Source organism: uncultured Aquimarina sp., from assembly GCF_947495315.1.
Lineage (GTDB): Bacteria > Bacteroidota > Bacteroidia > Flavobacteriales > Flavobacteriaceae > Aquimarina.
On record NZ_CANLYD010000004.1, the window covers coordinates 43,943 to 55,944 of the forward strand.

Here is a 12,002-nt window from a genome sequence, read left to right on the forward strand (position 1 = left end):
CCTATATAAAATGAAGATATTAGTTTGTATTAGCCATGTGCCAGACACTACTTCTAAAATTAATTTTACAGAAGGTGACACTAAGTTTGACACAAATGGAGTACAGTTTGTAATTAATCCTAATGATGAATTCGGATTGACCCGTGCTATGTGGTTTAAGGAAAAGCAAGGTGCATCTGTTGATGTAGTAAATGTTGGTGGAGCAGAAACAGAACCTACTCTAAGAAAAGCGCTAGCAATCGGAGCAGATAATGCGATTAGAGTAAATACAGAGGCTACTGATGGTTTTTATGTAGCCAAGCAATTAGCAAAAGTAGTGCAGGATGGAGGTTATGATCTTGTAATTGCAGGAAGAGAGTCAATTGATTATAACGGTGGTATGGTGCCTGGAATGTTAGCTGCCCTAACAGGAGCTAATTTTGTGAACACTTGTATTGGGTTAGAAGTAGAAGGAGACAAAGCTACTGCTATTCGCGAGATTGATGGCGGAAAAGAAACTTCTACAACAAAATTACCACTTGTTGTTGGTGGTCAAAAAGGTTTAGTAGAAGAAAGCGATCTTCGTATTCCTAATATGAGAGGGATTATGATGGCACGTAAAAAGCCACTTACTGTTGTAGATGCGGTTGAAACTGCTCAGGAAACAAAGGCTGTAAAGTTTGAAAAACCAGCTCCAAAAGGTGAGGTGACTTTAGTTTCTCCGGATAACGTAGGTCAGTTAGTAGAGTTATTACATAACGAAGCCAAAGCAATATAATAATATAAAGGAATACCTATTCGTTATAGGTTCAATATAAAAAAATAGTATATATGTCAGTTTTAGTATACACAGAGAGTGAAGGAGGAAAGTTTAAAAAAGCAGCCTTCGAAGTAGCATCTTATGCAAAAGAGGTTGCTAATATGCTTGGCACTACTGTTACCGCCGTTAGTGTTAATGCCGATGATAGTAGTGAGCTTGGGAATTATGGTGTGGATAAAGTATTAGAAATTAAGAATGATAAACTAGCTACTTTTAATGCAAAAGCATATGCCGATTCATTAAAACAAGCAGCAGATAAAGAAGGAGCTAAAGTAGTAGTAGTAAGTTCTAGTGCGGATAGTAAGTTTTTAACATCTATGTTAGCTGTAAATCTTAATGCAGGATATGCTTCTAATGTTGTTGCTTTGCCAGAAAGTGCTTCTCCTTTTACTGTAAAGAGAACAGCTTTTACTAATAAAGCATTTAACTTTACCGAAATCTCAACAGATGTTAAGATTATAGGATTGTCAAATAATGCTTTTGGACTTAAAGAAGCTTCAGGTGCTGCGGCTGCTGAAGGGTTTGATCCCTCATTATCTGATGAAGATTTTACAGTTAATGTAACTTCAGTAGATAAAGCTACGGATAAAGTCTCTATAGCAGATGCAGAAGTTGTGGTTTCTGGAGGAAGAGGTCTTAAAGGACCAGAAAACTGGGGAATGATAGAGGAACTTGCGGATGTTCTTGGAGCAGCTACAGCTTGCTCTAAACCAGTTAGTGATATGGGGTGGAGACCTCACGGAGAACATGTTGGTCAAACAGGAAAACCTGTGGCAACTAACTTGTATATCGCTGTAGGAATTTCAGGAGCTATTCAGCATCTCGCAGGGATTAATTCTAGTAAGGTGAAAGTAGTTATCAATAATGATCCGGAAGCGCCGTTCTTTAAGGCAGCAGATTATGGGATTGTTGGTGATGCCTTTGAGGTAGTACCTCAGTTAATCGAAAAATTAAAGGAATTTAAGGCGAATAACGCATAATTTTCATAAATTGTGCCCAATCAAGGGCTGTTTGAACTTAGGTAAAGTCCATTTGTTCAAACAGCCTTTTTTTTATTGAAAATTACTATGAGTTTAGTTCGTCTGAACATAAAAGGAATATCGTACAGTCAAACCCAAAATGGTGCTTATGCACTAATTTTAAGTGAGGTAGATGGAGAAAGAAAATTACCAATTGTTATTGGTGCATTCGAAGCGCAATCCATAGCAATTGCGTTAGAGAAGGAGATTAAACCTCCCCGTCCATTAACTCATGATTTATTTAAAAACTTCGCTGATCGATTTGATGTAGTTGTTAAGCAAGTAATTATACATAAACTGGTAGACGGCGTTTTTTATTCTAGTATCATTTGTGAGCGTGATAAGATCGAAGAGATTATTGATGCTAGAACCAGTGATGCTATTGCTTTAGCATTACGTTTTCAAGCGCCTATATTTACGTACAAGAATATTTTAGATCAAGCAGGAATTTATCTAAAAGTAAATCCTAAAAAGGATGATGAAGACGATCCCGAAAGCTTGTTGGTAGACGAATTAGTTTCTGACGATGTGGAAATGGTTGGTAAGGAAACCAGTTATCAGGATTTGTCTCTTGAGGAACTGAATCGTATGCTTGAGCAAGCAGTTGCTAATGAGGACTATGAATTAGCAGCAAGAATCAGAGATGAAATTTCAAAACGTGGTTAAATTTTGATCACTTTTACCACATATTCCGAAATATTATAATATTACTTCTATTTTTATGAAAAAAGGACTATTATTTTTCCTGTTATCATTATTTGCTTTTACTGTAATCTCGGCTCAATCTATTCAGGATTCAGTTAAAGTTGAAATTGATGAACCTCATTCAAGAACCTCTTTTTGGCAGGTTTCAGAGTATATATCCTATTTTAATTATCCAGATAGTATTTCAGGAAGTAAAGAGTTTATTAAAGGGAAAGATTTTTTTGAGTTAAAAAATGACGGGTCTTATAGCTCATTGGTAAGCAAAGCATTTACAAGTGGTTATTGGATTCAGAATAACAATTTGATTGTTTTAAAGCAAAAAGTTCCTAAAGTTGTTGATGTGTACTATGAAGTTATTGATGAATCTTCAAATACTATAGGGCTTAAAAAAGGAAATGAGGTAATTTCATTAATATCTAAATCACATCCTTCTTATGTTGAACTGGATAGCGTTCAAGATGAGATTATTCCAAGTCAGGGGTTTTCTTTTACCAGTCTATGGAGAGGGGTTTTAGGTATGATTGTATTGTTGCTAATAGCGTATCTTTTTAGTAGTAATAGAAAAGCTATTAATTGGAAAACCGCAGGAATAGGTCTTGGTGCTCAATTACTTTTAGCCTTTGGAGTTCTTAAAGTAGGTTTTGTACAAGCTGCTTTTGAGTTTGTTGGAAGCATTTTTGTTGCAATACTTAATTATACAGTTGCAGGAAGTGAGTTTTTGTTAGGAGGTATTATGGATATTAATTCGTATGGTTTCATATTTATTTTTCAAGTATTACCAACAATTATCTTCTTTTCGGCATTAACATCGTTGCTTTTTTATCTTGGAATAATCCAAAAAATCGTGAAACTACTTGCTTGGGTTCTTACTAAATTATTGAGAATTTCTGGAGCGGAAAGCTTAAGTGTCGCTGGAAATATTTTTTTAGGACAAACGGAAGCACCCTTAATGATAAAGGCATATTTAGAGCGAATGAATCGTTCTGAAATATTATTAGTTATGGTTGGAGGAATGGCTACAGTAGCCGGAGGTGTGTTAGCCGCTTATATAGGTTTTTTGGGAGGTGATGATGAGGCTTTAAAATTGGTTTTTGCTAAACATTTATTAGCGGCATCAGTTATGGCAGCGCCTGGTGCTGTAGTAATCTCCAAAATTTTGTATCCACAAACAGAGAAGTTTGATTCAAATATAGAAGTAACACAAGATAAAATTGGTTCTAATGTACTTGATGCCATTTCTAATGGAACTACTGAAGGACTAAAACTAGCTGCTAATGTAGGGGCTATGTTATTAGTTTTTGTAGCTTTAATCGCAATGCTTAATGGAATTTTAGGATGGGTTGGCGAAGTAACCACCTTAAGTTCTTTTATTGCTGAAAATACTCCCTATGATAAATTCTCTTTAGAATCCATTCTGGGAACTGTTTTTGCTCCTTTGATGTGGCTGATTGGTGTGGCTAAGGAAGATATGATGCTTATGGGGCAGTTATTAGGGATCAAATTAGCGGCAAGTGAGTTTGTAGGGTATATACAATTAGCGGATCTGAAAAATGCTGCAAATCCTCTACATCTTACCTACAATAAGTCCGTAATTATGGCGACATATATGTTGTGTGGTTTTGCAAATTTTGCATCTATAGGAATTCAAATTGGAGGGATTGGATCGCTTGCTCCAGGACAAAGAAAAACATTATCAGAGTTTGGAATGAAAGCACTAATCGGAGGAACCATCGCTTCATTATTGTCAGCTACGATCGCCGGAATGATTATTGGATAAAAATTATAGACTTTTTTTGTAGGAAACGCATTTATGAAATAGGTTTTACAACTATTTCATAATCTACATATTAATAGATATCTAGAAACCTATTTTTTGTATATTTGACGGGAATTAGTGTTTATTTAACAAACTCAAAAGAAAGTTATTAACGGAATATGAAGCAATATCTTGATCTGGTGCGTCACGTGCTGGAAAATGGCAATGAAAAAGGAGATCGAACTGGAACAGGCACTAAAAGTGTTTTTGGTTACCAAATGCGTTTTGATCTGAGTGAAGGCTTTCCAATGGTTACTACAAAGAAATTACATCTTAAATCAATTATTTATGAGTTGTTATGGTTTCTGAATGGGGATACCAATGTTAAGTACTTACAAGAGAATGGAGTTCGTATTTGGAATGAATGGGCAGATGAAAATGGAGATCTAGGACCTGTTTATGGGCACCAATGGCGTAATTGGAATGGTGATGAAATTGATCAGATTAAAGAAATCATAGATGCGTTAAAGAATAATCCTAACAGTAGAAGAATGTTGGTGTCAGCTTGGAATCCTAGCGTTTTACCAGATACCTCAAAATCTTTTTCTGAAAATGTAGCAAATGGTAAAGCAGCATTGCCTCCTTGTCACGCTTTTTTTCAGTTTTATGTTGCAGATGGAAAACTATCCTGTCAACTATATCAAAGAAGCGCTGATATATTTCTGGGAGTACCATTCAATATAGCATCTTATGCCTTGTTTACTATGATGATGGCACAAGTATGCGGATATGAAGCAGGAGAGTTTATACATACGTTTGGAGATGCTCATATATATAATAATCATATAGAACAATTAGAATTACAGTTATCCAGAACCCCAAGAAAATTACCAACGATAAGGATCAATCCTGAGGTGAAAAATATTTTTGGCTTCGTTTTTGATGACTTCATATTGGAAGACTATAATCCGCACCCTCATATAAAAGGTGCAGTTGCAGTTTAACCCCCAAAATTTAAACTGATTTTATGATGAAAAAACTACTACTTATTGTAACAATTTTATGCTCAACTTTTTTGTTTTCCCAGGATAATATTATTCTGTCTAAGGAGAATGCAAATGAAAAAGGAATAACACCAATGTGGCCTAAATGTGAAGATTCTAGACAAGGCCCACTTAAGTGTTTTGATAATAATTTGAGAAATCACATTATTAGAAATTTTAGATACCCCGAAATTGCCGAAAAGGATGGATTAGAGGGTACCGTTACTGTAGAGTTTATAATAAATAATAAAGGGAAGCCTGAGGTAATAGATGTAAAAGGTGCTCATAGATATCTTCAGAGAGAAGCCGTTAGAATTATACGAGCAATTCCTAAGATGAAACCTGGTAAATGGGGTAAAAAGCCTATCGCAGTTGCTTATGAAGTGCCAATTACTTTTATTAAACCAAAATAAATATTTGGGTATTTTTAACATTGGATTAACTCTGCTATAAAGTAGTGGCAAGATAAAAATGATTAAATTTGAGTGTATTCGTAAACCGAATGCACTCTTTTTTTATGGTAATAACTGATAATTTACTTTCTTCTTTGTTAGAGACTAGAGCTCATTCAGAAGAAATTTGTGCTTCACTTCAGACAGAAGATTACGTGGTTCAGCCCATAGTAGATGTTTCTCCTCCAAAATGGCACTTAGGTCATACTACTTGGTTTTTTGAAGAGTTTATCCTCTCTAAATATAAAGCTGGTTATACTCGGTTTCACGATAATTTTGCATATGTTTTCAATAGTTATTATGAAAGTATCGGTAAACGAGTGATAAGAACTAATAGAGGAAATCTTTCCAGGCCTACCGTTAGTGAAGTATACGAGTATAGAGATTACGTAACTAATAATTTACATTCTTTATTAGAAGAAGTGGATACTAAAGAAATTAGATCTCTTGTAGAGATAGGTATTCATCACGAGAAACAACATCAGGAATTATTACTCACAGATATTAAGTATATATTAGGAAACAATCCATTATTGCCAAAGTATAATGATACTTTTAACGAAAACCCTAAGGTGCAATCTTCTTCAGAGTATCACACTATGAGAGAAGGGGTATATGAGATTGGTTATAAAGGAAAGGACTTTTGTTATGATAATGAATTAGGAGTTCATAAAGTATTTCTAGAAGAATTTAGCATAGCCAACAGTCTTGTAACAAATAAAGAGTATTTAGAATTTATTGATGATGATGGGTATGAGAATAGTCTTTTATGGCACGCGGAAGCTTGGGATTGGATAAAGAATAATCATATAAAAACACCTTTGTACTGGCATGAAATTGATACAGGGTATCATCAATATACGTTAAGAGGATTGAAAACTCTAGATCTTAATGCTCCAGTAACACACATATCTTATTATGAAGCATTTGCTTTTTCTCAATGGAAAGGAGAACGTATTCCGACAGAATTTGAATGGGAAGCAGCGCAACAATTTTTTGATTGGGGATCAAGATGGGAGTGGACAGAAAGTGCTTATCTACCTTATCCTAATTATTCCAAAGCTCCTGGAGCTCTTGGCGAGTATAACGGCAAGTTCATGGTTAATCAAAAAGTACTTAGAGGAGGGTCTATAGCTACTCCCAAAAATCATACAAGACCAACATATCGTAACTTTTTTCACCCGCAGCTAAGATGGCAATTTAATGGATTGCGATTAGTAAAAAATAAATAACCCCAATACATGGATTCAAAAGATCAAAACGTATTAACTTGTACTTTCGGTAAAGAAGTACACGAAGGACTAACGACTTTTCCTAAATATTTATCTTCTAAATTCTTTTATGATGAAGTAGGGGATAAGCTTTTTCAAAAGATAATGGATTTACCGGAATATTATCTTACTAATGCCGAATATGATATTTTTCAATTACATAAAGCCGATATTTTACAAAGTTTCGATACCCATAAAGAAGGTTTTGATCTTGTAGAATTAGGTGCTGGTGATGGTAAAAAAACAAAGGTATTACTAAACGAATTACTTGATCAAAAATATTCTGTTACCTATCATCCAATAGATATTAGTGAAAATGCGATTGACGGATTAGTTAAAAATCTTTTTAAGGAATTACCTAGTCTTAGTGTGCAAGGTCAGATAGGAGAATATTTTGAAGTCTTAGATAGGTTAAAACATATTAGTGATCGTAAAAAAGTGATTATGGTTTTAGGATCTAATATAGGTAACCTATTACATCCAAGGGCTATTCAGTTTTTGAAAAAGTTGAATGCCGTAATGCATCCGGATGATCTTATATTTATGGGTTTTGATCAAAAGAAACATCCGCAGAAAGTTTTGGATGCTTATAACGACAAATCTGGTGTGACTGCAGCATTTAATAAAAATGTTTTGGCAAGAATCAATAAAGAACTCGATGGTAATTTTGATTTAGATTCTTTTATCCATTGGGAGGTATATGATCCGGAAACCGGTACGGCCAAAAGTTATCTTGTAAGCACAAAAAAGCAAACTGTAGATATTGATTGTTTGTCGTTACAAGTACATTTTGAAGCTTGGGAAAGTATTCATACGGAGATTTCTCAGAAGTATGATGATGATACAGTTAAATGGTTAGCAGAGGAGTCTGGGTTTAAGATTACTGGTACTTTTACTGATGAAAATAAGTATTATAAGAATTACGTGTTTAAAAAATCGAAATAGATTTTTTTGATTTAAAAAATAAAAATATGAAAGCAATTTGGAATAATGAGATTGTTGCGGAAAGTAATGATACAAAGGTGATTGAAAATAATCATTATTTTCCGCCAGAAGCGATTAAAAAAGAATTTTTTAAATCAAGCGAAACTCATACTAATTGCCCTTGGAAAGGAGTGGCATCGTACTATACTGTTACCGTAAACGGTAAAGAAAATATGGACGCAGCCTGGTATTATCCGGAAACTAGTGATCTAGCTAAACAAATAAAGGGATACGTGGCATTCTGGAAGGGTATTGAGGTTGTAGAATAATAGCCACAACCTCAATATCTTTTTTTATTAGTGAAACTCTGTTTTGAAAAGTTGCATAGCAATACATTCAAAATGGATAGTTGAACTAATTCCGCTTTTTCAGCGGGATCTCAGGTTTAATACCTCGAAGCTTGCTTCGGAATTTTAAAACTATTTTCAATTGAATACCTTGTATGCTTGCATCGAGGTAGTTTATTTAAAGTACAAGTAAACTGTTCTCGGTAGCAGCAAAATCGTTCCACTGATATCCATCAGCCTCAGATTCATTAGTCCATTGTCCGTCTACAACATATTTAAATTCGAATTTCTGATCTTTCGGTAGATTCAAAGTTCCCTTAAACGTGCCATTTTTTAACTTCTTTAATACTGTAGCTTCAGTATTCCATTCATTAAATTCTCCTGCTACACAAACATTAATTGCTTCTTTCGCTGGAACTGAAAAAGTTACTTTGCAGATTGGCTTTGATTTTAAGTATTGCTTGGTTATTGCCATAATTTTAGTTTATAATTAATTTTCTGTTAATAAAATCTAGGTGAAATTAGTATAAAACATCAAAACAGAAAAGAGTAAACTGTCAGATTTTCAATAATTTAATCAACATTTAACAATTAAATATTAACGATAACGATGTAGTTATTATTCTAAAATTTTAATGTTAGAATATTCTATTGCATTTTGATGTTTTGCGCTTTTAACTTGGCAAAATTTAGCATTAGTGCTTAACCATAAACTTTATATTTTGGGTTTCTTTTTTTAGATATTTAGCTGATAATATGTAAAGACCATTTGATAAACCGGATATTTCAATATTGTTTTTTTCGGTTGCCAATTTTTGAGGATCAATTGTCATCTGTTTTCTTCCTTGTAAATCATAGATGTTGATTACTACAATTTTATTAGTATTGCTATGAGGTGTTAGGATAGACATTTTATTACTAACAGGGTTAGGAAATAGTTTTATATCCTCTTCATTAGTAATTATAAAGTTTCTATTCGCTTGATTATCTACATCAATTAATTTCCATTTGGTACAATTACCTGTATATCCTTGAGATACTTGTGTAATTGGAATAGAATCATCAATAATTGAAGAGCACCCTTGCGACCTAATCCAGCTATTTGTTTGTCTATTTTGGATTCTAAAATATCCTTCTTCATCTGTTGCAACTAATTTCCACTGCTCACACCATCCAAAAGAAGCTGGACCTACCTGTACTATTTCAATAGAGTCATTAGAAGTGTTGCTACAATCTTTTGGTCGGTATCTTCCATTCGTGGCTTTATTTTGTAGGAAGTAATATCCATCATCGGTAGGAATAAATTCAAACATTGTACAGTTTCCTGTATTATTAGTAGAAGTGACAACTACCGGAATGGTTTCGCTATAGTCATTAGAACATCCTTTTGTTCTTATCCATTGTTTGTTAGCTTTATTTTCTAATCTCCATAGTGCTTCACTAATATCTATTTCTGTGTCATTATTTATAGCGCTAATATTAATTTCTTGAAGATCATCAAAACGACTATTCCAATTTTCATTTTCTGGAACTATATAAGATAACCATTTATAATCGTTATCCGCTATTGGTATATCTTGATTTATTACAACTTCAATTTCTAAACTATCTGTTCCTGCAGGAACTGTAGTGATCGCAACACCATAGTTGGTCCACGGAGCTCTATTAAGTTGTAGGGAAACAATGATATCTCTAGTTGCCGATGCTGAATACTCTAAATTTATTATTCCAGTATCACCGGGAGAAACTGTGTCAGGACCATCTATCGATACAATTTCATCGTTTATTTGATTTTGTGACCACCATAAATTGCCAAAATTTTCTATTTGAGAGAAATCACGAGGCTTAACCCATGTTGCATAAATTGAACCAATAACATTTTCTACACCTTGAGAAGCAGTTTGCCATTGGTCGAAATTTAGATTGACATCAGCATCATAAAATGCGCCTACAATTTGTTTAAAACCTAGATCGGAGAAAAATTTAAGAGATTTAGTGCCTTTATCAATAATTTTTTGGCCCTCCCACCAGGTTGCAAGTATAACTTTATTGGGATCCACGGTTACCCAAGATTGATCTAATGTGTTGTTAACTTGATAATAGTCGGCAATAGCATTATGTCCAGGATCGATCATATCACTCCAAAAATAATATGCTGCATTCGGTGCTACTTCAAAAAGATCATTAAAAGCTCGCTCAATACTATTGGCCAGAGCAGCACCAGAAGTTTCGAATTGCTCATTGTCAAGAGGCTCCCATCCTCCTGTTCTTATTTCTGAATAGTTGAGCATAAATCCATCCGGTTGAAAATCATTATAAAGTTTTTGGTGTATTGTACGCATTCTGATATATATCTCAGGATGATTCCAAGAAGCAGATATCTGTCCACTTGCAGTTGGAAGCCCATGATATCCGTTTATTTTTACGATATCACCTTCTTTTATGTTAGCAGAATTACTTATTATTATTTTAGGTGCTAAATGTTGAGTATCAAATGCTCCAGGAAATCCAGAGATACCTAATTGATCATCTTTTATTGAAGTAACATCAGATCCAAATGAAAGTGTTTGACCATTACTGTGTTTTAAAGATTTTGGTAAATCTTCTCGATTTAACCAGTTAAGCGTAGGAGAATCTATAACTTCTATATCATCCCACCAAATAGTCCCTTGTTGACCTCCAAAAACAGCTAATGCTAGATTAACTTGTGTCGCATTTAAGCTATTAAATGCAATACGAACTTCTTCCCAACCAACCGTGGTTAGATTGTTGGATCCGTTGTAGTATTTTCTACCTCCATTATCGTTAGGAAGAGATAAATGTAAATTTGTTAAGGTACGCTCTCTGTTATTCTCATCTCTTATAAGAGCTGCTAAGTTTCTAGCAGTTAAATTCTCAGTTTTGATCCAAAACTTCAATGTATATTGATGAAATGGTTTAACATCAAAAACTGTAAAAATTCTTGAATCTTCATTGTTAACCGCTTCTGCTCTAAAAGATGCACTACCACTTTTTTTAATAATTGTATCAATAAAAGTACGTTCTCCTATTGCGTCTTGGAAACCCCATTGAAGAACTTTGTTTCCGTCAAAATTTTCAAAATCTCCATTAACTAGATTAGAAGATTTAACGGGTTTAAGCTCACCATTTATGGCTTGCAATTCTTGTTCTTCAATTGGATAACCAGTAGTTAAATTGGGGTCAGAGGCTATTAATGAACCGGCAAAACCCATAGTAATGGTAATGAAATGTAATTTCATTCCTCTTTCTTTAATTCCATCGACTAATACTCGGATTCTTTCGTCCCATTTCGATCCTGCCGTTCCATTAAGACCATAAGAGTTTAATTTAGAATCTGAGTATAATACAGTATTGGCTCCTGCTGCTTTCGCTCTGTCTATGTAAACGAATAAATCCTCAGGAGTATCTACTACTAGATTAGCGGACATATGTAATACTTTATCTTCTTGACCAACTACTTTAGCAATTATATTATTTGAGTTGCTATTTGATATGGGTGTTTCTTGTGAAGTGCTTAAAAAAGTGACAAATAAAAATAGAGATGTGAGAAATAAGTTGAGTTTTTTCATGACATTTTTGTGTTTACGATTTAAGAAAATTGGGTAATTTATTTGGTTATATTGTTATAACAAGAAAGATACTTCTTTGCCTGTACATATGTGGAT

General features: G+C 34.0%; 11 protein-coding genes. 9 read left to right on the forward strand and 2 right to left on the reverse strand.

The genetic code is table 11. The annotated features are described in order from the left end of the window. Positions 1-10 precede the first annotated feature (10 nt). From Q0910_RS08250 to Q0910_RS08290, 9 genes are all read left to right on the forward strand, one after another. Positions 11-757 carry an electron transfer flavoprotein subunit beta/FixA family protein gene (locus Q0910_RS08250; RefSeq protein ID WP_299214738.1) on the forward strand — a complete coding sequence of 249 codons (747 nt, stop codon included), beginning with the start codon at positions 11-13 and terminating at the stop codon, positions 755-757. A 53-nt stretch (positions 758-810) separates the two neighbouring features. Next, on the forward strand, positions 811-1,779 hold the full coding sequence (locus tag Q0910_RS08255; RefSeq protein WP_299214741.1) for an electron transfer flavoprotein subunit alpha/FixB family protein: 969 nt from the start codon (positions 811-813) through the stop codon (positions 1,777-1,779). 87 nt (positions 1,780-1,866) lie between these two features. Next, positions 1,867-2,484 (forward strand): bifunctional nuclease family protein, encoded by a 618-nt coding sequence (locus Q0910_RS08260; protein ID WP_298541598.1) that lies wholly within the window; start codon positions 1,867-1,869, stop codon positions 2,482-2,484. A gap of 55 nt (positions 2,485-2,539) precedes the next feature. After that, positions 2,540-4,300, forward strand: coding sequence for a nucleoside transporter C-terminal domain-containing protein (locus Q0910_RS08265; RefSeq protein ID WP_299214745.1), 1,761 nt, complete (start codon positions 2,540-2,542; stop codon positions 4,298-4,300). A gap of 158 nt (positions 4,301-4,458) precedes the next feature. Next, complete coding sequence (locus Q0910_RS08270) at positions 4,459-5,283, forward strand: thymidylate synthase (protein WP_299214748.1); 825 nt, start codon at positions 4,459-4,461, stop codon at positions 5,281-5,283. A gap of 26 nt (positions 5,284-5,309) precedes the next feature. Beyond that, positions 5,310-5,735, forward strand: a complete 426-nt coding sequence (locus Q0910_RS08275) for an energy transducer TonB (protein WP_299214751.1) — start codon at positions 5,310-5,312, stop codon at positions 5,733-5,735. Positions 5,736-5,839: 104 nt separating this feature from the next. Continuing rightward, on the forward strand, positions 5,840-7,006 hold the full coding sequence (gene egtB / locus Q0910_RS08280; RefSeq protein ID WP_299215574.1) for an ergothioneine biosynthesis protein EgtB: 1,167 nt from the start codon (positions 5,840-5,842) through the stop codon (positions 7,004-7,006). A 9-nt stretch (positions 7,007-7,015) separates the two neighbouring features. Further along, positions 7,016-7,990 (forward strand): L-histidine N(alpha)-methyltransferase, encoded by a 975-nt coding sequence (locus Q0910_RS08285; protein ID WP_299214754.1) that lies wholly within the window; start codon positions 7,016-7,018, stop codon positions 7,988-7,990. A gap of 26 nt (positions 7,991-8,016) precedes the next feature. Continuing rightward, positions 8,017-8,298 carry a DUF427 domain-containing protein gene (locus tag Q0910_RS08290; RefSeq protein ID WP_299214757.1) on the forward strand — a complete coding sequence of 94 codons (282 nt, stop codon included), beginning with the start codon at positions 8,017-8,019 and terminating at the stop codon, positions 8,296-8,298. Between the two features lie 196 nt (positions 8,299-8,494). Here the strand turns inward: Q0910_RS08290 and Q0910_RS08295 are convergent, their stop codons facing one another. Next, positions 8,495-8,791, reverse strand: a complete 297-nt coding sequence (locus Q0910_RS08295) for an isoamylase early set domain-containing protein (protein WP_299214759.1) — start codon at positions 8,789-8,791, stop codon at positions 8,495-8,497. 220 nt (positions 8,792-9,011) lie between these two features. Further along, positions 9,012-11,906, reverse strand: coding sequence for a T9SS type A sorting domain-containing protein (locus Q0910_RS08300; RefSeq protein ID WP_299214762.1), 2,895 nt, complete (start codon positions 11,904-11,906; stop codon positions 9,012-9,014). Positions 11,907-12,002: the final 96 nt, after the last annotated feature.